Genomic DNA, 21516 nt, shown 5'->3' with positions numbered 1-21516 from the left:
GCGTGCGCCGCCAGGGTCGCGCGGGTGAGCAGCGAGGGCGTGCCGACCTCGCAGGACCCGGACGTCGCCGTGGGCATCGCGGTGCGCCCGGTGCCGGGCGGTCCCGTCGTCGACCTGCCGCTGCCCGACGCGCTGGACGTGCTCGCGGGTGCGGCGGTGAAGGTCGGCCGTTGGCAGGAGGACCGCCCGGGGCAGTGACCGGCCGGTCCCCGGGCGTCGGCGTCAGGCGGCGGGCGGCGGGCCGGACGCGTGCGCGGGGGCCGTGCGGGTCACGGTGGCGAGCAGGCGCGTGAGCTCGGCGAGCTCGTCGGCGTCGAGGCCGAAAGCCGCGGCGATGCGCCCGGGCACGTGCGCCACCTGCGCGCGCAGCGCGCGCCCCTCGTCGGTGAGGGCGACCGTGACCGAGCGCTCGTCGTCGGCGCGGCGGCGGCGCTCGAGGAGCCCGCGCGCCTCGAGCCGCTTGAGCAGCGGCGACACGGTCCCGTAGTCGAGGTGCAGCACGTCGATGACCTGGCGCACGGTCTGCTCCCCGCGCGTCCACAGGACCACGAGCACGAGGTACTGCGGGTACGTGAGGCCGACGGGGTCCAGCAGCCCGCGGTACACCGACGTCATGGCGCGCGACGCGGAGTAGAGGTCGAAGCACAGCATCGACGCGAGCGAGATGTCGTCACGGGTCGGCGCGTCGTCGGGCCGCAGGTCGTCGTCCACGAGCCCAGTCTAGGGGAGATCTTGACGCGCACAACTAGAACGTGCACGATGTAATCGTTCCCGATGAACCGAGGGGATGCCGACGCCGGGCGGAGAGCCCGGGCAACGAGGAGAGGGCAGGGACATGCCGTACATCACCAGCACCGCGACCGACCAGACCGTCGAGCTCTACTACGAGGACCACGGCTCGGGGCAGCCCGTCGTCCTCATCCACGGCTACCCGCTGGACGGGAGCTCCTGGGAGAAGCAGACCGTGGCCCTCCTCGACGCCGGCTACCGCGTCATCACCTACGACCGGCGCGGCTTCGGCCGCTCCACGAAGTCGACCGAGGGATTCGACTACGACACCTACACGGCGGACCTCGACGCGGTCCTCACGACGCTCGACCTGCACGACGCCGTGCTCGTCGGCTTCTCGATGGGCACGGGCGAGGTCGGCCGCTACCTGGGCACCCGCGGCTCGGAGCGCGTCGCCAAGGCGGCGTTCCTCGCGTCCATCGAGCCGTTCCTGCTGCAGACCGAGCAGACCCCGCACGGGCTGCCGCAGAGCGCGTTCGACGGGATCGCCGCCAGCGCGCGCCAGGACCGCTTCGCGTGGTTCGACGAGTTCTTCGCCAACTTCTACAACCTCGACGAGAACCTCGGCACGCGGATCAGCGAGGCCGCGGTGCGCGGCTCGTGGTCCGTCGCGGCCGGCTCGGCACCGTGGGCCGCCTGGTCCGTCGTCCCGACGTGGCACACGGACCTGCGCGACGACATCGCGAAGATCGACGTCCCGACGCTCATCCTGCACGGCACCGCCGACCGCATCCTGCCGATCGACGCGACCGGCCGGCCCTTCGCCGCCCTGCTGCCCGAGGCGACCTACGTCGAGGTCGAGGGTGCGCCGCACGGCCTGCTGTGGACGCACGCGGACGAGGTGACCGCGGCGCTGCTGGGCTTCCTCGCCGACTGACGCCGGGCGCCTCGAGGCCGCCGGTGCGGCGCCCCCGTGGCGCGGCACCGGCGTGCCCGGTTCGTGCCGGTCCCGGCCGGCACCCGGGCGCGGACGGGTGACGTGCGCCCTCTGACGGGCGAACGGGCGGTGCGGGGCGACGGCCCGGCTGCCACCTGCACGCATGATCAGGTGCAGCGCACCCCGCTGCCGTCCCGTACGACCCTGCCGCGGTCGGGTCCCCGAAGCCAAGAGGTCCCCTGTGCGTCCCCTGCGTCCTGCCGCCACCGCGGCTGCCCCCACCGTGACCCGCGCGCGTCGCGGCACCGCCCTCGTCGTCCTCGGTGCGGCCGCCCTGCTGGGGTCCACGCCCGCCGTGGCGGTGGCGACCGACGCGCCCGCCGCGCAGGACGTCGCGCCGCCCGAGGCCCCGATCGTGCTGCCCGCGCAGGAGCAGGTCGACCAGCTCGTCCCCGCGGCCGCTCCGGCCGCGCTGCTCGCCGACGAGGTGCCGCTCGCCGACGAGGTGCCGCCCGCCGACGAGGTGCCGCCCGCCGACGAGGTGCCGCCCGCCGACGAGGTGGCCCCGGCCGACGAGGCCGACTGTGCCACGACGGTCCAGGGCTGCTACGGCACGGGCAAGCTGGGGTTCGGCGCGTGGAGCCCGGACGGTGCGCCGCTGGCGGGCACGGTCGTCGAGCTCGACCACGTCGGCACGGGCCCCGAGCCCGAGGAGACCGGCACGCTCGACGAGTACGGCGTGCTCCCGAGCGACTCGTGGACCTTCTCCGGGAGCCTCACGGCCACCGCCCGCGTCGTCTCCCTCCCCGAGGGCGCGATGCTCGCGGGTCCGGCGTCGCAGACGTTCGGCCCCTGCCTGGCCACCGACGCCGCGTTCGGCTTCTGCAGCTACACGTTCGCCCCCGAGGTCGTGCGGGCGTACCGCGTGCTCGAGATGGTGGCCGTCGACGAGACCGGTGCGCCGGTCGTCGGTGTGACCGCCGAGCTGTGGGGCGCCGCCGGCACGGGCGCACCCGCGCCGGCGCCCGCGCCCGAGATGGCGCTGCGCGTCGCGCCGGAGCCCGACGGGCTCGTGCTGCTCGCCACCGCCACGTCCGACGCGGCCGGCCGGCTCGCCTTCGGCCAGGTCGTGCCGGCCACGTACCAGGTGCGCGTCACGGGCGTGCCGTCCGGCCTCGTCCTGCCGGAGGACGTCGTGCCGGTGACGGCCGCCGCCGTGGGCACGACCGCCGAGGCGGACGTGCCGACGGGCGACCTCGTCGTCCTGCGTGCCGTCGCGGCGCCGGTCGTCCCCGTGGCGCCGGTCGTGCCCGTCGCGCCGGCCGCACCGGTGCCCGCCGCGCCCGCCGCACCGGTGCCCGCCGCGCCCGCACCCGTCGCTGCGCCGGTGGCCGCCGCGCCCGCGGCGGGCGCCCTGGCGGTGACCGGTGCGGACCCCGCGCGGCTGGCCGGTGCCGCCGCCGCACTCGTCGCGCTCGGCCTCGGCGCCCTGCTCACCGCCCGGCGGGCCGGGCGTCGCGTGTGAGGGAGCCCGGCCGCGACCGGGTCCCGGTGTGGTGGGCACGTTCGGTGCTGCCGCCCGGCGGCCCCGGCGCGCAGGGCACCGGTGACGCCGGCACGGTGGTCGTGCACGCGATCGCCTCGCACGAGCGGCCGGACCGGTCGGTCGTCGACGTCACGGAGCTCCCGCCCGGTCGCGCGCTGACGCAGGACCGTCTGGCCCGGGTCGCCGTGCGCGCCGACACCTGGCAGCTTCTGCGGTCCGAGCCGTTGGCGGAGCGGCTCGCGGCGGCGACGCCGCTGGTGCTGGTGGAGCGCGTGGAGCGGGACGCCGACCCGGTCGTGGCCGAGCTGGTGGCCTTCGCGCACGCGGACGTCGCGGAGCGCGCGCAGGACCTCGGGGCCCACGTGGAGCCGGGTGCGGTCGTCACCCAGGCGGACGCCGCGCGGCTGCGGCTGGCGTCGGCGCCCCAGGTCGGTGCCGTGCGGTGGCGTGCGGTGACCGGTGAGCTCCGCGAGATCTACGTCGCGCCCGCGCACCGCCGGCGCGGCGTGGCCACCGTCCTGCTGCTCACAGCTGAGGGTGCGGCGGCTGCCCGCGGGTGGCCGCGCCTGTGGGTGGGCGGGGTCCGCACGGCGCTCGGCGACGCCGCGGCGCGCCGGCTGCGCTACGGGGTCGGGCGCGTGGGCGCGCTGACCCGGCTCGCGCCCGCGATGACGCCCGCGGCGGACCGGGTCGGCGTACCGCGCCGCCACCTGGAGCCCTCCGACTGACGCGGTCCGCGCGCCGGTGCGCCGCGCCCGCCCTCCCCGCGGGAGGATCGTCGGGTGCGCGCGCTGGTGATCGAGCAGTTCGGTGTCCTCCCGGAGGTCCGCGAAGTCGCGGAGCCCTCGTGCCCGCCCGACGGCGTCGTCGTGCGCGTCGGCGCCACCGGCGTGTGCCGCAGCGACTGGCACGCGTGGCAGGGGCACGACGACGGCGTGACGCTGCCGCACGTCCCCGGGCACGAGCTCGCGGGCACGGTCGTCGAGGTGGGACCGGACGTGCACGCGTGGACGGTCGGCGACCTCGTCACCGTGCCCTTCGTCATGGCGTGCGGCACCTGCGCGACGTGCCGCGGCGGGGACCAGCAGGTGTGCCCGCACCAGACCCAGCCGGGCTTCACGCAGTGGGGATCGTTCGCCGAGCTCGTCGCGCTCGACCACGCGGACACCAACCTCGTGCGGGTCCCCGACGGGATGACGCCCGTCGCCGCGGCGGCGCTCGGCTGCCGGTTCGCGACCGCGTACCGCGCGGTCACCGTGCACGCGGCGGTCCGTGCCGGCCACGAGGTCGTCGTGCTCGGCTGCGGCGGGGTCGGCCTGTCGGCGGTCATGGTCGCCGTCGCGGCCGGGGCCCGCGTCGTCGCGGTGGACCCGTCGCCTGCAGCCCGTGCCGCGGCCCGGGCCGCGGGCGCCCACGTGACGATCGCCCCGGGCGATGACAACCCTGAGCGGCTCGCGGAGCGGCTCGTCGAGGCCACCGGGGGAGGTGCGCACGCCACGCTCGACGCGCTGGGCAGCGCGGGCACCGCGCTGACCGGCGTCCTCGCGCTGCGCCGCCGCGGGCGCCACGTGCAGGTCGGGCTGCTGCTGGGCGACGACGCCCGCACGGCGCTGCCCATGGACCGTGTCCTCGCGTGGGAGCTGTCCGTGCACGGCAGCCACGGGATGGCGGCGCACGAGTACCCGGCGATGCTCGCGGCGATCGCTCGCGGCCGCCTCGTGCCCTCGACGCTGGTCGGGCGCACGATCGGTCTCGGCGACGCACCGGCGGCGCTCGCCTCGTTGCCGTCGGCCGCCACGGCCGGGATGACCGTCGTCGTCCCCTGAGGTGTCGCGGTGTGTGTCGCGGGTTGGCGTGTGGTTGACGTCACGTCCGGATGTGAGGTAGACCTTGCGTCGGCGGCACAACGGCGTGACGCCGAACGCAGGACACGGGTCCGGTTCCTCGGTAGGCCGAGCACCCGACGTGCTCGCCGGTCGCATCGCGACGGTGGCGAGCACGTGCGGTGTGGGAGCGCGACCACCGCGGTGCCGCGCCGCGATCCGCCTCTCGGCGGCCGCGGCGGGCGGCCGGTCTCAGCGTCCGAGCGTGTCGATCGCCGCGACCTCGTCGGGGCTCAGCGTGAACCCGAGCACGGCCAGGTTCTCCTCGAGCCGCTCGGGCCGCACCGACTTCGGGATGACGACGACGTCGTGCTCGAGGTGCCAGCGCAGCACCACCTGGGCGGGCGTCACGCCGTGCGCGCGTGCCGCCGCCGCGATCGGCTCGGCGGCGAGGTCGGTCCGCTTGAGTGGGCTGTAGCCCTCCACCACGACGCCGCGCTCGCGGTGCGCCGCCAGCAGCGCCGCGTCGTGGTCGACCGGGGAGTAGGGGATCTGGTTGACCGCCGGGGCCTCACCGGTGGCCGCGATCAGCTCGTCGATCTGCGCGATCGAGTAGTTCGACACCCCGATGGAGCGGACATGACCCTCGTCGCGGGAACGCCGCAGCTCCTCCCAGACGTCAGGACGGGCCTGCTTGCCCGGGGGCCAGTGGATGAGCCACAGGTCCAGGTGGTCGGTGCCGAGCGCGGCGAGCGACTCCATGAGCGTCTGCCGCGCGCGGTCCGCGTGGTCGGGCGGCAGCTTGGTCGTCAGGAAGACGTCGTCGCGGTCGATGCCGCGGGTCGCCAGCACGCGGCCGACCTGCGCCTCGTTGCCGTACCCGGTCGCGGTGTCGACGTGCCGGTAGCCGAGCTGCAGCGCGGCGCTGACGGCGAGCTCGGCGTCCGAGCCCTCCGACTGCCAGGTGCCGAGGCCGAGGACGGGGATGGCGCCGCCGGGGAGGGTCAGGGTGGGGGTCGTGGTGTCGGGCATGCGTCCATCCTCTCCGGACGTGCCCGTACGCGCAGGTCGGCGGGCCTGCGCGTCGTGGCTCACTCCTCCGTGCCCGGGTCCGACCGCCCCGGTGCCGCCGTCAGCCGGTCACCGGGGTGGCCCGTCAGCCCGAGCTCGTCGGCGAGGAACATGAAGGCCCGCGCGTAGGGCTGCCCGTCGATCTCCTCGCGCACGCGGTCCCAGTCGATCTGCTCGCGCAGCGCGCGGGCCATCGGCAGCAGCCAGGTGAAGTCGCAGTAGTGCTCGCCCAGCACCCGCATCTTGGCGGAGATGATGTCGGTCGCGGGCAGCACGGGCATGCGCACCGCCAGGACCTCGAGCTGGTCGGCCTGCGCGAGCTGCTCGCGCGTCACCGGCTCGCCGACCATCCGGAAGATCACGTCGATGAGCTGGCCGTGGTGGTACGCCTTGAACAGCCAGTTCTCGGCCGGCTGCTGCACGTCCAGGCCCGCCGCGGCCAGCGCGGCGCGCGCGGCGTCGACGTCGTCCTCGGCGACCGCGAAGTCCGCGTCGTGGCTGGGCTCGGGCGCACCGCGCGCCCACGCCGCGTACCCGCCGACGAGCGCGAACGGGATCTCGGCGTCGAGCAGCGCGACGGCCGTCCGGCGCAGACCGTCCTGCAGCGCGGCGCGGTCGTCGGGGGTCTCCGCCCCGGTGGGGGCGGGCAGCGGCGGGGGCGCCGCACCGGTCAGCGGTGTCGTCGTCGGGTTGTGCATGCAGGGTGTCTACACCGCACTGCGCGGGAGCGCTCGTCGGGCGGCTCGAGGGTGCGCTGCGGGCACGTGGCCGTGCGGTGCGGCGGAGGGCCGGTGAGAATCGCAGGGTGCGGCTCGCGACCTTCAACATCCTGCACGGCCGTTCGCCCGCGGACGGCCGTGTGGACCTCGACCGCTTCGCGGCCGCCGTGCGACGCCTCGACGCGGACGTCCTGGCGCTGCAGGAGGTCGACCGTGCCCAGAGCCGCTCGCACGGGGCCGACCTGACGGCCGTCGCCGCCGAGGCGATGGGGGCGGAGCACCACCGGTTCGTCGCGACGCTGCACGGCGAGCCCGGTCTGTGGGTCGCGGGCACCGGGGAGGAGCAGCCCGACACGGCCGCCTACGGCATCGCGCTGCTCTCGCGCCGTCCGGTGCGCGCGTGGCACGTCCTGACGCTGCCGACCCTGCGACGGCGGACGCCCGTGCGCTTCCCCGGGGCGCGCTGGCCCGCGCTCGTGCGCGACGAACCTCGCACCGCACTGGCGGCCGTCGTCGACGACGGGCGCGGGCCGTTGACCGTCGTCGGCACGCACCTGACGTTCATCCCCGGCTGGAACGTGCGCCAGCTGCGGCACCTGGTGCGCGAGACGCGCACGCTGCCGGGTGCGACGGTCGTCATGGGCGACCTCAACCTCGTGGGCGAGCAGCCGGCGCGGCTGTCCGGGCTGCGTTCGCTCGTGCGCGCCCCCACGTTCCCGGTGGACGAGCCGGTGCGCCAGCTCGACCACGTGCTGGCCGGTCCCGGTGTGCACGCGAGCGCCCCCGGGCAGGCCCTCGCGCTGGGGCTGTCCGACCATCGCGCGCTCGTCGTCGACGTCCACCGCTGACGACGTCCGTGCGCGGCCGGCGTCAGCCGCCCAGGAGGTCCCCGAACGACGGCACGGCGTCGTACAGGCCGGTCCGCGTGACGGGTTCGCGCGCGGCGACGCGTGCGGCGAGCTCGGCGGCCGCCCGGGCGATGCGGGCGGGCAGCGGCTTGACCTGGTCGGTGCCGGCGTCGGCCCAGTCGTCGGTCGCGGCGAACACGGCGGTCGGGACGACGTCGGCCTGCAGGTAGGCGAACAGCGGGCGCAGCGCGTGCTCGAGCGCGAGCGAGTGCCGCGCGGTGCCGCCGGTCGCGCCCAGGGCGACGGGCGTGCCGCGCAGCGTCTCGGGGTCCAGGACGTCGACGAAGGACTTGAACAGGCCGGCGTAGGACGCCGCGTACACGGGCGACACGGCGATCACGCCGTCCGCGCCCGACAGGGCGCTCTGCGCGGCGGCGAGGTCGGGCCGCGCGTAGCCGCTGAGCGTCATGTCGACCACGTCGTGCGCGAGACCGCGCAGCTCGACCACCTCGACGACCGTGTCGATGCCGCGGGCGGCGAGGTCGGCGACGGTCGCCTCGGTGAGGCGGTCGGCCAGCATGCGCGTCGACGACGGCTGCGACAGCCCGCCGGAGACGACGACGATCGATCGGGACGTCACGGGGGTCCTCCTGGAGACGTGCTGGGCGGGACTGGATCGTTCTCTCGCGGGGGGGTGGATGGCACTCTCGCGGTGAGAGTGTCATCCAGCCCGCTTCAGGGGAGGGTGGTCGCGCCCGCGGCCTCGGCGGCGGCGAGGTCGTCCTCGGCCGCCTTGCCCGTCCAGTGGTCCGCGGCCGCGGCCTGCTGCACGTGGACGCGCCCGGCGGCGCGTGCGGCGGCGACGCGCTCGGCGTGCGTCGGCGGGTTCGCGGGCACGTCGGCGGGGCGACGGGACTCGGCCTCGCGCCGCAGGACGGGCACGACCTCCTCGGCGAGGAGGTCGATCTGCTCGAGCACGGTCTTGAGCGGCAGGCCGGCGTGGTCCATGAGGAACAGCTGGCGCTGGTAGTGGCCGACCTGCTCCCAGAAGGCGCCGTAGCGGTCGATGACCTGCTGCGGGCTGCCGACGGTCAGCGGCGTCTCGCGCGTGAAGTCCTCCATCGACGGGCCGTGGCCGTAGACCGGCGCGTTGTCGAAGTACGGGCGGAACTCGTTCCAGGCGTCCTGGCTGTTCCTGCGCATGAAGACCTGACCGCCCAGGCCGACGATCGCCTGGTCGGCGCGGCCGTGACCGTGGTGCTCGTACCGCTGGCGGTAGAAGTTCACCATCTGCGCCGTGTGCTCCATGGGCCAGAAGATCGCGTTGTGCAGGAACCCGTCGCCGTAGTAGGCGGCCTGCTCGGCGATCTCGGGGGAGCGGATGGACCCGTGCCAGACGAACGGCGCGACACCGTCGAGCGGGCGCGGCGTGGACGTGAAGCCCTGCAGCGGCGTGCGGAACTTGCCGGACCAGTCGACGACGTCCTCCTCCCACAGGCGGCGCAGCAGCGCGTAGCTCTCGATCGCGAGCGGGAGGCCCTGGCGGATGTCCTTGCCGAACCACGGGTACACGGGGCCGGTGTTGCCGCGGCCCATCATGAGGTCCATGCGCCCGTCGGCGATGACCTGGAGCATCGCGTACTCCTCGGCCAGGCGGACCGGGTCGTTGGTGGTGATGAGCGTGGTGGCCGTCGACAGCACGATGTTCTTGGTGCGGCCCGCGAGGTAGCCGAGCATCGTCGTGGGGGACGAGGGCACGAAGGGCGGGTTGTGGTGCTCGCCGGTGGCGAAGACGTCGAGCCCGGCCGCGTCGGCGTGCTCGGCGATGGTCAGCATGGCCCGCACGCGCTCGGTGTCGTCCGGGGTCCGGCCGGTCGTGGGGTCCGTGGTCACGTCGCCGACGGAGAAGATCCCGAACTGCATGGGTGCACCTCGTTCGTCAAAGTTGATGCGTTTGCATCGATGCCGCCCTCAACCCTGCGTCCCGCCCACCTATTCCGGCCCACCGCGCGACGTCCGTCACCCGCCGTCGGTGCTGTCCTCGGGGAACTCGGGCAGGGTCGAGACGACGGTGGTGGTCTGCGTCGTGCCGGTCAGCAGCGCCCCCGTCAGCTCGACCGTGGGCGGCAGCAGCAGGAGTCCCACCAGCACGAGCAGGACCGCGAGCCGCACCCACGTCCCGCGCGTCTGCGGGGCGCGTCGGGCCTCACTCGACGAACGCATCGACCCTCCGGTCCTCCGACGAGCGCCGCACGGGCGACGGCCGGCGCCGCCCGTCCAGCACGGACAGCACCTCGAGCGTCGCGAGCGCGAGCAGGGGCGGCACGAGCATGACGGCGCGCCCCTGCGCCGACGTCGCCCACGCCAGCACCGAGCCCCAGCCGTGGTGCACCTGCAGGAGCACGCCCTGCACGCGCTCGACGGGAGTGGCGTTGGTGTCGGGGCTGGCGTTGGCGTCGCCCTGCGTCCGGATGTACGGCTGCAGGATCGGCAAGCCGGCGTCGTCCAGGATCGGCTCCATGCGGCCCGACCCGTCCCGGACCTCCTGCATGGCCGGGAGGCGGTGCAGCGAGACGATGCGGTGGGTGACGAGGTTCGGCGACCCGACGGGCTGGAACGCCACGACGAGGTCCGGCTTGAGCTCCGAGGCGTCCGAGACGGCCCGCAGCACCACGACGTCGCCGGCGACCAGCTGCGGGGCCATCGACCCGGACGTGACGATCAGCAGGCGCTCACCCTGGGCCTGGAACCACAGCGGCACCGCCAGCGAGGTCAGGTAGGCCGCCACGCCCACCGCCACCACGGTCCACAGCGCCGCGCTCGTCGCGCGTCGCCACCGTGGTGCGCGCCGCCGCACCGCCGGCCGGGGGGCACGGCGGTCGACGAAGGGCTCCGGCGCCAGGTCCAGCGAGGTCACGGCACTCTCTAGTTGTTGACCGTCTGCTCGGAGTCGAGCTGGAACGTCAGCTCGGCGGCCGTGTTCTGGAACGTGTTGTCGGAGTCGCGCGACATGTCGACCCGCACGCACAGCGTCTCGGTGCCCGTGACGCCCGCGAGCACGCGGTCACCGGTCTGCGCGCCCGTCGCCGGGTCGCCCACGATCGCGGTCAGCGCGGACGGCAGCCCGAACTCGCTGTCGACGAGGTCCTGCGTGTCCCCGAGCACGGTCGCCGCGGCACTGCTGTCGAGCGTGCACACCGCGTCCTGCAGGACGCGTGCGCGCAGCTGCGTGCGCAGGTCGCCCGACCCGGCGGTGCCCGTCGCGGGCGTCGTCGTCGCGGCGGACACGCTCACGGCGTAGCGCAGCTCGAGGGAGCCGACGTTGTCCACCGTCAGCGGCGCGACCACCGCGCCGCCGGGCGCGAGGCCGCCCACGGGCATCGTGAACTGCGCACCGTCGGCGGTCAGCACCACGGTGCCCGTGCTGATCGTCCCGGTCAGGGAGTCCTGGTCGGTGAACAGCGCGGACGTCGTCAGCGACGTCACGCCCACGGCGGCGAGGACGAGGATCGACCCGGTCGCCCAGCCCCGGCGTCGCCGCGCCACCTCCTGGCGGGAGGGGGCAGGGTCGATCATGTCCTCGAGGAGCTCGTCCATCATCGTTGCGGTCCCTCCTGCGGGCCGCTCGCGCGTCCCCTGGTCGTGTCCCTGCGTCCGGGCGCGGTCCACCCTCTTCGGCCACCATCGGCACCGACGCGGCCGGACCTGAGGAACGTCACCTGTTGTTCACCCGATCGGGTGAAGCGAATGGTCGCCGGGCGGCTGGAGCGCGCTCGCGGGCGCCGGTCGGGCCCACAGGTACCCCTGCGCGCGGTCGACGCCGAGCCGCTCCAGCGTGCGCGCCGTCCGCTCGTCCTCGACGCCCTCGGCCACGACCCGCAGCCCGAACGAGTGCGCCAGGTCGACCATCGCCTGCACCACGACCTCGGAGCCGGCCCGGCCGCCCTCCCCGAGGTCCGCGACGAACACCCGGTCGATCTTCAGCTCGGCCACCGGAAGGTCGCGCAGCTGCGAGATGGACGTCGTGCCCGTCCCGAAGTCGTCGATCGCGACACCCACGCCCAGCGCCGCCAACCGCTCCAGCACCGGCACGACGCGTGTCCGGTCCGCGACCAGCGCGGTCTCGGTGATCTCGACCTCGAGCAGCGACGGCGGGACGTCGTGCTGCGCGAGCAGCGTCTCGATCACGTCGACCACCACCGGGCTCGCGACGTCGTGCGCCGACAGGTTGACCGCCACGGGCACCGCCTGGCCGGCTGCGTGCCACCGCGCGAGCTGACGCACCGACTCCTCGAGGGCGAACTCGGTGACGCGGTGGATGAGGCCCGACTGCTCGGCGAGCGGCACGAACGCGCCGGGCGGGAGCAGCCCGCGCGTGGGGTGACGCCAGCGGATCAGCGCCTCGAACCCGACGGTCCGCTGCGACGCGAGCTCGATCTTGGGCTGGTAGTGCATCTCGAGCTCCGGCACCACGCCGGGGTCGTCCCGCGACTCGAGCACCCGGTGCAGCTCGCCCAGCAGGACCAGGCGCGCCGGCGAGGAGTCGTCCGCGGCGGGGGAGTAGACGCTCACCCCGGTGCGGTGGTGCTTGGCCGCGTACATCGCGATGTCGGCGGTGCGCATGAGCGCCGACGCGTCGGCCGCGTGGTCCGGCAGGCACGCGACGCCGATGGACGTCTCGACGTGCAGGGCGATGTCGCTCAGCTCGAACGGACGGGTGAAGAGCCCGCGCACGCGCTGCGCCAGGCGCTCGGCGTTCGCCACGGTCCGCACGTCCGGCAGCAGGATCGCGAACTCGTCGCCGCCGAGCCGCGCGACCACGTCGTCGTCGCGCAGCGCGTGACGCAACCGCTCGGCGACCTGCTGCAGCAGCTCGTCGCCGTGGTCGTGCCCCAGCGTGTCGTTGATGTCCTTGAAGCGGTCGATGTCGAGCAGGATCAGGCCGACGCGCGCGTCGTCGTGCGCGGCCTTCTCGATGGCCCGCTGCATCCGGTCGGCGAGCAGGCGACGGTTGGGCAGGCCGGTGAGGGAGTCGAGCAGCGCGAGCCGCGCGTTGTCGAGCGCCGTCGAGCGCAGGCGGCGCGACGTCGAGTGCACGATCCGGAACAGCAGCGCCCACAGCAGCACGAGGCTGCCGACGACCACGAGCGTGACCGTGCGGGTGGCCGTGCGCAGGGTCTGCTGCGCCACGGTGTGGTCGAGCATCACCTCGACCGCACCGACGGGCGACCCGGGGGCGACGCCCGGCTGCGCGTCGGGCGTCGCGGTGTCCGCGAGCCGGACCGGCACGTAGACGTCGAGCACCGTCCGCTCGTCCGTGGCCGCGTCGCCCGCGCGCACGTCCGGCTGGACCACGGCGTCGGGCCGGCCGGACGCCATGGCCCGTGCGAGGCGGTCGGCGCGGGGCAGTCCCGTGGTGGCCTCGTCGGACGAGTGCATGAGCCGCCCGTCGGTGCTCCACAGCCGCAGCTCGACGAGCCCGTCGCCGAATCCCCGCGTGGCGGAGGCGACCGCCGCGCGCTCGTCGGCCGACAGGACGCCCGTCACGAACGCGGTCGAGGGCACGACGCCGGCCGTGAACCCCGCCATCCGCGCGGCCGAGCCCGTGCCGTCCCGCACCGCCTGGTCGCGCATCTGCGACGACGTCACCAGGACCAGCGCGACGCCGACCACGACCATGCCGACGAGGCTCACGACCGCGAATCTGCGCGTGGGGCTCGGACGACGGCGACCAGCTGGCACGTGCACCTCGCGGTTCGGACGGACCCGTGTCACGGGCACCTCGCGGCCAGCGTATGACGAGACGCGCACCACGCACAGGCGCCGGGCTGGACGACGGTCCGGGACCGTCGGGAACGTCGGGTGAATGTCGGGTGTTGACCCCGACGGTGCCGCCGCGCGGGCGGTGCCGGAAGGAGCCCCACCGTGACCGACCCCCGGACCTACCCCGTGACCAAGAGCGACGAGCAGTGGTCGCTCGAGCTCGAGCCCCAGGAGTTCGCGGTGCTGCGCCGTGCCGGCACCGAGCGGCCGTGGACCGGCGCGCTGCTCGACGAGCACCGTGAGGGCGTGTACCGCTGCCGGGCGTGCAGCAACGAATTGTTCCGCTCGGACACCAAGTTCGACTCGCACTGCGGGTGGCCGAGCTTCTTCTCGCCGCTCGCGGGCGACCGCGTCGAGCTGATCACGGACCGTTCGCTGGGCATGGTGCGCACCGAGGTCCGCTGCGCGCGCTGCGGCTCGCACCTGGGCCACGTGTTCGACGACGCCCCGCAGACGCCCACGGGCGACCGCTTCTGCATGAACTCGGTCAGCCTCACGTTCGAGCCGACGCCTCCCGCGTCCTCGTCGTCCGACGTCGCGTGAGGGCGCGCGTCGGCCGGAGGTGAGGCGGCGCGGGACGGGACGGCCGACGGGGCGACGACACGCCGCGACACGCCGTCCCGCCCGGAAGTCGCCCGTGGACGGGACTGAAGTGCGGGGCCCTGCGTGCCGATAATGCGGACGTGGACGAGGTCCTGACAGTTCGGCGATGGCGGCGGTACGGCGCCGATCGCCTCTACGTCACGCACGAGACCGGTGCGCGCGTCGGATCCGTCGACCTCCAGTCCGGCGAGGTCGTCGCCGACGACCCGGTCCTCGAGGCCCGGGTGCGTCGCGCCGCGCAGGCCTATCTGCGCTCCGACGTCCCGGAGCTGGTCCTGCCCGTCACCTCCGAGCTGGCCTCGATCGACGCGCTCGACGGCGCGGGCCTGACGGCGTGGCTCGGCGGGCCCGACGACGACCGGCCGCGCGACGAGCGCGGCAGCCCGGTGGGCTCCCGCCTCGACCGCCTCGCGGATGACGGCTGGCAGGCCGTGCACGACGTCCCGCTGGGCCGCCAGGGCACGGTCGTCGAGCACCTGCTGGTCGGGCCGGGCGGCATCTTCACGGTCACCGAGCGGCGGCACCCGGACAGCCACGTCCGCGCCACGTCCCGCACGATGCACGTCGACGGCCGCTCGGTGCCGTACCTGCGCGACGCGCGCCTCGAGGCCGCACGCGTCCAGGGTCTGCTGCAGTCCGCGGGGTGCGCGGGCGTCGCCGTGCACGCCGTGCTCGTCATCACCGGCGACCTCGAGCGCGACGTGCTGGACCCGCCGCAGGACATCCTGGTCATCGCGCGCCACGAGGTGCCGAACCTCTTCCGTCGGCTGCCGGCGCGGCTGGAGCCGGCGCGGGTCTCCGCGGTCGCGCAGGTCGCCCGCCGCCGCACGACCTGGGCGCGCTGAGCGGTCCCGCGGCCCGCCTGCCGCGGGTCCCGTCCCGCGCGCGTCGTCCCCTGCCAGGATGAGCCCATGACCGACGACCCCGTCCTGCGTGTCGAGCGGGAGCTCGGGCTCTTCCTGCGTCGCGCGCGCGCGGCCTCCGCGGGCCTCGCGCGCACCGTCCACCCGGACCTCGACGCGTCCGCCTACCTGCTGCTGGCGGCCGTCGCGCGCACGCCCGGCACCCGCGCGAGCGACCTCGCCGACCTCCTGGGCGTGGGTCGGGGCACCATGTCCCGGCAGGTGACGCGTCTGGAGCGCCTCGGGCTCCTGACGCGCTCGGCGGACCCGCGGGACTCGCGCAGCCAGCCGCTCACCCTCACCGAGGAGGGCGCGAGGCGCCTGGCGCACGCCCGCACCGGCCGGCAGCAGTACCTGCGGGACTCGCTGGTCGCGTGGCCGGCCGAGGAGCTCACGCACCTCGCCGACCTGCTCGCGCGGCTCAACGACGACCTCGTCCAGGACGGCGAACGGTCCGCCGGCCCGGGCTGAGACCGGGCGGACCGTCGTGCGCGTCGCGGGGTCAGGACGCGGGGGTCGTCCCCGCCTGCTCACCCCTGGCCGCCTCGGCCTCCGCGGCGAGCCGCTGCTCGAGGCCCGACGCCCGCCCGAGCGGCACCTCGCGCAGCGCGAGCACGGCGACCAGCGCCAGCAGCGCGATCGGCGCACCGATGAGGAACAGCTCCGCGACGCCCACGCCGAACGCGTGCTCGACGACCTGACGGACCGGGCCGGGGAGCGTCGCGAGGTCGGGCAGCGAGGTGGAGCCGCCGGAGCCGAGCGCGGACGGCGGCACGCCGATGCCGGTGAGGCCGTCGACCATGAGGTGCGACACCCGGTTGGACAGCACCGCCCCCAGGGCCGAGACGCCGATCGCGCCGCCGAGCGTGCGGAAGAACGCGACCGTCGCGGTGCCTGCGCCCATGTCGGTGATGGGCAGCGTGTTCTGCGTCGCGAGGACGAGGTTCTGCATGAGCATGCCGACGCCCGCGCCGACGACCAGCATGTACAGGCCGACGAGCGTGAAGCTCGTGCCCTCGTCGATCGTGCCCATGAGGCCGAGGCCTGCGGTGAGCAGGACGGCGCCGACGACCATGATCTTCTTGTAGCGGCCGCTGCGGGAGATGGCCCGGCCCGACAGCGTCGAGGCGAGGAACGTGCCGACGACCATGGGGATGGTCAGCAGGCCGGACTCGGTGGGCGTCTTGCCGCGCGCCAGCTGCATGTACTGGCTGAGGAAGACCTGCGTGCCGAACAGCGCGATGCCGACGGCGACCGACGCGATGACCGTCAGGACGACGGTGCGGTTGCGGAACAGGTGCAGCGGGATCATCGGCTCGGCCGCACGGGACTCGACGGCGACGACGGCGACGACGCCGAGCGCGGACCCGCCCACCATCACGGCGGTCTGCCACGACATCCACGCGAACGACGAGCCGGCGAACGTGATCCACAGCAGCAGGGTGGCGATCGACGCCGAGAGCAGGACCGCGCCGGCCCAGTCGATGCGGACGCGGCGTCGCACGACGGCGGGCAGGTGCAGCGTGCGCTGCAGGACGATGATCGCGGCGACGGCGAACGGCAGCCCGACGAAGAAGTTCCAGCGCCAGCCGGCGGCGTCGGTGATGACACCGCCGAGCAGCGGCCCGCCCACCATGCCGACCGCCATCACGGCGCCCATGAGGCCCATGTACCGGCCGCGCTCGCGGGGGCTGATGATGTCGGCGATGAGCACGGTGCCCAGGGCCGTGAGGCCGCCCGCGCCGATGCCCTGCAGGGCGCGCATGCCGATGAGCAGCTCGGTGCTGTGCGCCAGGCCGGCGAGGGCCGAGGAGATGACGGAGACCGCGAGCGCGAGCTGGATGAGCAGCTTGCGGTCGACGAGGTCGGCGAGCTTGCCCCAGATGGGCGTCGAGACCGTGGTGGTCAGCAGGGTCGCCGTGACGACCCACGTGAACGCGGACTGGCTGCCGCCGAGGTCGGTGATGATCCGCGGCAGGGACGTCGAGACGACGCTCGTCGCGAGGATCGAGACGAACATGCCCAGGAGGATCCCCGAGAGGGCCTCGAGGACCTCGCGGTGCGTCATGGGTGCCGGCGAGGCCGCCGGCTCGGCGACGGCCTCGCCGGCACGGGTGCTGATGGTGCTCAAGGATGGTGCTCGCTTCCGGGCGCGGGGACGGGGTCGACCGGGCTTCGTCGGCGGTCGGGTCGGGCACGAGGCTCCGACAGTTGCTTAGGGCAACCCTACGCGCGATAGTTACCTGAGGCAACGTGTTTCCCGCCACGCGGTCCCGACCAGCGCGGCGACGCGTCGTCCCGGTGCCTGGGACGACGCGTCCCGGGCACCGGGACGCCGGACGTCAGTCGGACGCGGCCCGACCCCGGCGCTCGACCTTCAGGCCCTCCATGTCCTCGAGCTGCACACCCTTCGTCTCGGGCACCTTGGTCAGCACGAAGAAGAACGAGACGAGGGCGAACGCCGCGTACATGAAGTACGGCACGGAGGCGCCCCACCGGTCGAGCATCTCGGGGAACGACAGCGTGATGAGGAAGTTCGCCACCCACTGCGCGGACGCCGCCACACCGAGCGCAGCGGCGCGGATGCGGTTCGGGAACATCTCACCCAGGAGCACCCAGACCAGCGGCCCCCACGTCGCACCGAAGAACACGACGAACGCGTTCGCGGCGACCAGCGCGACCACGCCCCACGGGCCCTCGAGGCTGATCTCCTCGCCGGTGCCGGTGGCGTTGAGGAAGGCGACGGCCATCGTCCCCAGGGCGACCGCCATGCCGGCCGACCCGATGAGCAGCAGCGGGCGGCGTCCGACCTTGTCGATCAGCCCGATCGCGATGAAGGTCACCGCCACGTTCGTCAGCGCCGTGATCGTCGAGATGAGGAACGACTGGCTCTCCTCGAAGCCGACCGCCTGCCACAGCGTCGTGGAGTAGTAGAAGATCACGTTGATCCCGACGAACTGCTGGAACACCGAGAGCAGGATCCCGACCCACACCACCGGCAGCAGCCCGAGCGCCGGACCGCGCAGGCTCGCCTGGTTCGTCAGCTTCGCGTCCGCCCGGATGATCTGCTCGATCTGCGCGACGCGCTCGTCGGGGTCCTCGTCCGCACCCAGCACGTCGGCGAGCACCGCGCGCGCCTCGTCCTGCCGACCCAGCGAGACCAGGTAGCGGGGGGACTCCGGGATGCGCAGGGCGAGGATGCCGTAGACGGCTGCCGGCACCACGCAGACCAGGAACATCCAGCGCCACGCCTCGAGACCGAACCACAGCTCCTGCGCCGCACCCCCCGCCGACGTGGCCAGCAGCTGGTCCGACAGCAGCGCCGCGAAGATGCCGAGCGTGATCGCCAGCTGCTGCAGCGAGCCCAGACGCCCGCGCATCGCCGCCGGGGCGATCTCGGCGATGTACGCCGGGGCGATCACGGACGCGATGCCGATGCCGATGCCCGCCACGACCCGCCACAGCGCGAGGTCCCACGCGGCGAACGCCAGCCCGGACAGGATCGAGGAGACGAAGAAGAGGATGGCGCCGAGCACCATGACGCGCGTGCGGCCCCACCGGTCCGAGAGCCTCCCGCCCAGCCACGCGCCGAACGCGCAGCCCAGCAGCGCCACGGCGACGACCAGCCCGGTCACGACGCCCGAGAGCGCGAACTGACCCTGCACCGCGTCCACGGCACCGTTGATGACCGAGCTGTCGAAGCCGAAGAGGAAACCACCGACGGCCGCGGCGACCGCCAGGACGACGGCCTTGCCCTTGTACCGGCCGGGTCGAGCCGACGAGGACGGCCCGGATGTCGCGTCGGTCATGGTCCGCACCCCCCACCACCCGGGCCCCTCCCGGTCAGACCCACTGTGAACCGCAGCACCCCGCACCGCACGTCGACACCGGGCGAGGGGTGGTGGAGTGCGCCGCGGCGAGGGATCATGCCGCGGTGAGCGCGGACGGGACGGGGACGGGCGGAGCCGGGACGGGCGACGCCGGGGGCGGCGGCGCGTCCGGCGGCGGTTCCGGACGCCGGCACCACCGGCCGCTCGTCGTGGACCCCGCGGTCGCGGACGAGCTGCCCGGCGCGCTCGACCCGGCGCTGCGCGACGAGATCGCGCACACCACGGCCAACGCGCTCGTCCACCACGGACGGGCGACGGAGGACCCGCAGGTCGTCGCGCGGCTCGTCGCCCTGGTCGAGACCGAGGGCCTCGACGTCGTCGCAGCGATGTGGGCCGACAGCCCCGCCGACACGCTCCCGGGCGCGCTGTGGCGGCTCTACGTGCTGCGCGAGTGGGTGCGTCGCGACCCCGGGACCGTCGCCGACCGCTACCGCCAGGGCGTCGCGGCCGCGCCCGTCCACGACGTCGTCGCGGGCGTCGTGGAGATGCCCGGACCGGACGACGTGCGCGCGGTCGCGGACGCCGTCCTGTCGGGCGTGTACACCGGTGACCTCGCGACCGCGCTCGAGCGGGCCGCGGCGTTCTGCCAGGTGCTGGCCACGGGCGCGGCGTTCGACGCCGACCACCTCGACGCGCTCGACCCCGGCGCGGCCGCACGCCAGACCCGCGGTGCCGCGTCCCTCGTCCGCACCGCCGAGGAGCTCGCGCGCGCGGCACAGCTGTGGCGGGCCGACAGGCTCGAGTGACCGCCGGCCGCGTACACTGGTCGGCGACGCCGGGTCGGTAGCCCCGGGCTCCATCATCAGCCGCTTCGAGCGGCCTCGCGCCGTCAGGCGCTCCGGCCCGGCGTCCTCGCACGAAACGGTTCCGCGCGGTCCGGGAGACCGGCTGGGACGAGGGTCCGGCACGAGTGGCGTTCACCGCCCGTTAGGCTGGGCGTCGCCCCGCTTCCCGGGGGCACACCACCAGTCGACGACCCGGAGCCCTCCGTGCGCCTGCGCCTGACACCGCGCGACACCTCGTACTTCGACCTCTTCGCCGCATCCGCCGCCCATCTCGTGACGGGCGCGAACCTGCTGGCGGAGATGCTCGGCGCCGATCGCGCCACCCGCAAGGAGCTCAACAAGCGGATGGCCGCGACCGAGCACGCTGCGGACGACGCGACCCACACGATCATGCGGCGTCTCAACCAGACGTTCGTCACACCGTTCGACCGCGACGACATCTACGACCTCGCGTCGAGCCTCGACGACTGCATGGACTACATGGACGAGGCGTCCGACCTCATGGTCCTGTACAAGATCGGGGAGCTGCCTGCCCGCGTCTCCGACCAGGTCCAGGTGCTGCAGCGCGCCGCCGAGCTGACGGCCGAGGCGATGCCCCGGCTGCGCTCGATGGAGTCCCTGCAGGAGTACTGGGTCGAGATCAACCGCCTCGAGAACCAGGCCGACAAGTCGCACCGCAAGCTGCTCGCGGAGATGTTCGACGAGATCGCCGACCCGATCCTCCTCATGAAGCTCAAGGAGATCGTCGAGAAGCTCGAGGACGCGGCGGACGCCTTCGAGAAGGTGGCCAACACGGTCGAGACGATCGCGCTCAAGGAGTCCTGAGCCGTCGTGGAACCTGTGCTGGTCGTCTTCGTCGTCGCGCTCGCTCTCGGGTTCGACTACACCAACGGTTTCCACGACGCCGCCAACGCGATCGCCACGTCGGTCTCGACGCGCGCGCTCACGCCGCGGGCGGCGCTCATCATGGCCGCGGTCATGAACTTCCTCGGCGCGCTGCTCGGCACCGAGGTCGCCGAGACCATCGCCACCCAGATCGTCGACCTGCAGTCGGCGTCGTCGCACAGCGCGCTCGTCGTCATCCTGTGCGCGCTCGTCGGCGCCATCACCTGGAACCTCGTCACGTGGTGGTTCGGGCTGCCCTCGTCGTCGACGCACGCCCTCATCGGCGGCCTCGTCGGAGCGGGTCTCGCCGGTGGGTTCGGCGTGTACGGCAGCTCGATCGTCGAGAAGGTCGTCCTGCCGATGGTCTTCTCGCCGCTGATCGGGTTCACCCTCGCGTTCTTCGTGATGGTGGGCCTCCTGTGGCTCATCCGCAACCGCCCGCCGGCGCGGACCAACCGTCGCTTCCGGTTCGCGCAGACCGTCTCCGCGGCCGCCATGGCGCTCGGTCACGGCCTGCAGGACGCGCAGAAGACCATGGGTGTCATCTACCTGGCGCTGCTCACCGCGAACTGGGCGAACCCCGACGACGGCATCCCGCTGTGGGTCAAGCTCGCGGCGGCCGGGGCGATCTCGCTCGGCACGTACGCGGGCGGGTGGCGCATCATGCGCACCCTGGGACGCAAGATCATCGAGCTGGACCCCGCGCGCGGGTTCGTCGCCGAGTCGGTCTCGGCCGTCGTGCTCTACGTCAACGCGTTCGCGCTGCACGCGCCGGTGTCGACCACGCACACGATCACGTCCGCGATCATGGGCGTCGGCGCGACCAAGCGGCTGTCGGCCGTGCGCTGGGGCGTCGCCAAGAACATCGCCGGTGCGTGGATCCTCACGATCCCCGCCGCCGCCGCGGTCGCGGCCGTCGTGTTCTGGATCATCCACCCGATCCTGGGCTGAGCCC

General features: G+C 74.3%; 23 protein-coding genes. 12 read left to right on the top strand and 11 right to left on the bottom strand.

What is annotated here, in order from left to right; translation table 11 throughout:
* Positions 1 to 24 precede the first annotated feature (24 nt).
* The gene (locus KKR89_RS14045; protein ID WP_208195978.1) at positions 25 to 198 is read left to right on the top strand and encodes a hypothetical protein; all 174 of its coding nucleotides are present in this window, start codon (positions 25 to 27) and stop codon (positions 196 to 198) included.
* Between the two features lie 24 nt (positions 199 to 222).
* Here the strand turns inward: KKR89_RS14045 and KKR89_RS14040 are convergent, their stop codons facing one another.
* Positions 223 to 651, bottom strand: coding sequence for a MarR family winged helix-turn-helix transcriptional regulator (locus KKR89_RS14040; protein ID WP_208196378.1), 429 nt, complete (start codon positions 649 to 651; stop codon positions 223 to 225).
* A 184-nt stretch (positions 652 to 835) separates the two neighbouring features.
* Between KKR89_RS14040 and KKR89_RS14035 the strand changes: the two genes are divergently transcribed.
* The 4 genes from KKR89_RS14035 to KKR89_RS14020 all read left to right on the top strand — a co-directional run bounded on the left by KKR89_RS14035 (position 836) and on the right by KKR89_RS14020 (position 5038).
* Positions 836 to 1666, top strand: coding sequence for an alpha/beta fold hydrolase (locus KKR89_RS14035; protein ID WP_208195977.1), 831 nt, complete (start codon positions 836 to 838; stop codon positions 1664 to 1666).
* 283 nt (positions 1667 to 1949) lie between these two features.
* Positions 1950 to 3191: a hypothetical protein gene (locus KKR89_RS14030; RefSeq protein WP_208196421.1), complete on the top strand. Its 1242-nt coding sequence runs from the start codon at positions 1950 to 1952 to the stop codon at positions 3189 to 3191.
* Positions 3192 to 3217: 26 nt separating this feature from the next.
* Entirely contained in the window at positions 3218 to 3940 is a 723-nt protein-coding gene (locus KKR89_RS14025; protein ID WP_208195976.1) for a GNAT family N-acetyltransferase, read from the top strand.
* A gap of 54 nt (positions 3941 to 3994) precedes the next feature.
* Positions 3995 to 5038: an alcohol dehydrogenase catalytic domain-containing protein gene (locus tag KKR89_RS14020; protein WP_208195975.1), complete on the top strand. Its 1044-nt coding sequence runs from the start codon at positions 3995 to 3997 to the stop codon at positions 5036 to 5038.
* A gap of 249 nt (positions 5039 to 5287) precedes the next feature.
* Here the strand turns inward: KKR89_RS14020 and KKR89_RS14015 are convergent, their stop codons facing one another.
* Entirely contained in the window at positions 5288 to 6067 is a 780-nt protein-coding gene (locus KKR89_RS14015; RefSeq protein ID WP_208195974.1) for an aldo/keto reductase, read from the bottom strand.
* Positions 6068 to 6126: 59 nt separating this feature from the next.
* A complete protein-coding gene (locus KKR89_RS14010) occupies positions 6127 to 6804 on the bottom strand; it encodes a nucleotidyltransferase family protein (protein WP_208195973.1) in 678 nt (225 codons plus the stop codon).
* 107 nt (positions 6805 to 6911) lie between these two features.
* Between KKR89_RS14010 and KKR89_RS14005 the strand changes: the two genes are divergently transcribed.
* Complete coding sequence (locus tag KKR89_RS14005) at positions 6912 to 7673, top strand: endonuclease/exonuclease/phosphatase family protein (protein WP_208195972.1); 762 nt, start codon at positions 6912 to 6914, stop codon at positions 7671 to 7673.
* A gap of 22 nt (positions 7674 to 7695) precedes the next feature.
* Here the strand turns inward: KKR89_RS14005 and KKR89_RS14000 are convergent, their stop codons facing one another.
* The 6 genes from KKR89_RS14000 to KKR89_RS13975 all read right to left on the bottom strand — a co-directional run bounded on the left by KKR89_RS14000 (position 7696) and on the right by KKR89_RS13975 (position 13367).
* On the bottom strand, positions 7696 to 8313 hold the full coding sequence (locus KKR89_RS14000) for a CE1759 family FMN reductase (RefSeq protein ID WP_208195971.1): 618 nt from the start codon (positions 8311 to 8313) through the stop codon (positions 7696 to 7698).
* A 95-nt stretch (positions 8314 to 8408) separates the two neighbouring features.
* Positions 8409 to 9596 carry an LLM class flavin-dependent oxidoreductase gene (locus tag KKR89_RS13995; RefSeq protein WP_208195970.1) on the bottom strand — a complete coding sequence of 396 codons (1188 nt, stop codon included), beginning with the start codon at positions 9594 to 9596 and terminating at the stop codon, positions 8409 to 8411.
* A 96-nt stretch (positions 9597 to 9692) separates the two neighbouring features.
* Entirely contained in the window at positions 9693 to 9896 is a 204-nt protein-coding gene (locus KKR89_RS13990) for a hypothetical protein (protein WP_208195969.1), read from the bottom strand.
* On the bottom strand, positions 9880 to 10590 hold the full coding sequence (locus tag KKR89_RS13985; protein ID WP_251140897.1) for a S24/S26 family peptidase: 711 nt from the start codon (positions 10588 to 10590) through the stop codon (positions 9880 to 9882). Before KKR89_RS13985 ends, KKR89_RS13990 begins: the two co-directional genes overlap by 17 nt.
* An 8-nt stretch (positions 10591 to 10598) precedes the next feature.
* The gene (locus KKR89_RS13980) at positions 10599 to 11273 is read right to left on the bottom strand and encodes a TasA family protein (RefSeq protein ID WP_208195968.1); all 675 of its coding nucleotides are present in this window, start codon (positions 11271 to 11273) and stop codon (positions 10599 to 10601) included.
* A gap of 126 nt (positions 11274 to 11399) precedes the next feature.
* Entirely contained in the window at positions 11400 to 13367 is a 1968-nt protein-coding gene (locus tag KKR89_RS13975) for a putative bifunctional diguanylate cyclase/phosphodiesterase (RefSeq protein WP_251140896.1), read from the bottom strand.
* A gap of 231 nt (positions 13368 to 13598) precedes the next feature.
* Between KKR89_RS13975 and msrB the strand changes: the two genes are divergently transcribed.
* The 3 genes from msrB (at position 13599) to KKR89_RS13960 (ending at position 15472) form a co-directional block, all read left to right on the top strand.
* Positions 13599 to 14039: a peptide-methionine (R)-S-oxide reductase MsrB gene (gene msrB, locus KKR89_RS13970; RefSeq protein WP_208195967.1), complete on the top strand. Its 441-nt coding sequence runs from the start codon at positions 13599 to 13601 to the stop codon at positions 14037 to 14039.
* A gap of 140 nt (positions 14040 to 14179) precedes the next feature.
* Positions 14180 to 14944: a nuclease-related domain-containing protein gene (locus KKR89_RS13965; protein WP_208195966.1), complete on the top strand. Its 765-nt coding sequence runs from the start codon at positions 14180 to 14182 to the stop codon at positions 14942 to 14944.
* Between the two features lie 66 nt (positions 14945 to 15010).
* A complete protein-coding gene (locus KKR89_RS13960; RefSeq protein WP_208195965.1) occupies positions 15011 to 15472 on the top strand; it encodes a MarR family winged helix-turn-helix transcriptional regulator in 462 nt (153 codons plus the stop codon).
* A gap of 31 nt (positions 15473 to 15503) precedes the next feature.
* On the opposite strand, the gene KKR89_RS13955 is transcribed toward KKR89_RS13960, so the two are convergent.
* The gene (locus KKR89_RS13955; protein ID WP_372438571.1) at positions 15504 to 17132 is read right to left on the bottom strand and encodes an MFS transporter; all 1629 of its coding nucleotides are present in this window, start codon (positions 17130 to 17132) and stop codon (positions 15504 to 15506) included.
* 211 nt (positions 17133 to 17343) lie between these two features.
* Complete coding sequence (locus KKR89_RS13950; protein WP_208195964.1) at positions 17344 to 18810, bottom strand: sugar porter family MFS transporter; 1467 nt, start codon at positions 18808 to 18810, stop codon at positions 17344 to 17346.
* Positions 18811 to 19040: 230 nt separating this feature from the next.
* Here KKR89_RS13950 and KKR89_RS13945 point away from each other — a divergent pair, with 230 nt between their 5' ends.
* The 3 genes from KKR89_RS13945 to KKR89_RS13935 all read left to right on the top strand — a co-directional run bounded on the left by KKR89_RS13945 (position 19041) and on the right by KKR89_RS13935 (position 21512).
* On the top strand, positions 19041 to 19637 hold the full coding sequence (locus tag KKR89_RS13945; RefSeq protein ID WP_208196374.1) for a hypothetical protein: 597 nt from the start codon (positions 19041 to 19043) through the stop codon (positions 19635 to 19637).
* 243 nt (positions 19638 to 19880) lie between these two features.
* A complete protein-coding gene (locus tag KKR89_RS13940; protein WP_208195963.1) occupies positions 19881 to 20501 on the top strand; it encodes a DUF47 domain-containing protein in 621 nt (206 codons plus the stop codon).
* A 6-nt stretch (positions 20502 to 20507) separates the two neighbouring features.
* Entirely contained in the window at positions 20508 to 21512 is a 1005-nt protein-coding gene (locus tag KKR89_RS13935) for an inorganic phosphate transporter (protein ID WP_208195962.1), read from the top strand.
* Positions 21513 to 21516 lie beyond the last annotated feature (4 nt).

The organism is Cellulomonas dongxiuzhuiae, from assembly GCF_018623035.1.
Taxonomy (GTDB): Bacteria; Actinomycetota; Actinomycetes; order Actinomycetales; family Cellulomonadaceae; genus Cellulomonas; species Cellulomonas dongxiuzhuiae.
This window is presented reverse-complemented; position numbering and strand designations above follow the sequence as displayed.

Bases quoted from the DNA above. Each gene is read 5' to 3' on its own strand.
- KKR89_RS14035 (WP_208195977.1), top strand. From the start codon at position 836: ATGCCGTACATCACCAGCACCGCGACCGACCAGACCGTCGAGCTCTAC.
- KKR89_RS14010 (WP_208195973.1), bottom strand. From the start codon at position 6,804: ATGCACAACCCGACGACGACACCGCTGACCGGTGCGGCGCCCCCGCCG.
- KKR89_RS13980 (WP_208195968.1), bottom strand. From the start codon at position 11,273: ATGATGGACGAGCTCCTCGAGGACATGATCGACCCTGCCCCCTCCCGC.
- KKR89_RS13950 (WP_208195964.1), bottom strand. From the start codon at position 18,810: ATGACCGACGCGACATCCGGGCCGTCCTCGTCGGCTCGACCCGGCCGG.
- KKR89_RS14015 (WP_208195974.1), bottom strand. From the start codon at position 6,067: ATGCCCGACACCACGACCCCCACCCTGACCCTCCCCGGCGGCGCCATC.
- KKR89_RS13995 (WP_208195970.1), bottom strand. From the start codon at position 9,596: ATGCAGTTCGGGATCTTCTCCGTCGGCGACGTGACCACGGACCCCACG.
- KKR89_RS13960 (WP_208195965.1), top strand. From the start codon at position 15,011: ATGACCGACGACCCCGTCCTGCGTGTCGAGCGGGAGCTCGGGCTCTTC.
- KKR89_RS14040 (WP_208196378.1), bottom strand. From the start codon at position 651: ATGCTGTGCTTCGACCTCTACTCCGCGTCGCGCGCCATGACGTCGGTG.
- KKR89_RS13990 (WP_208195969.1), bottom strand. From the start codon at position 9,896: ATGCGTTCGTCGAGTGAGGCCCGACGCGCCCCGCAGACGCGCGGGACG.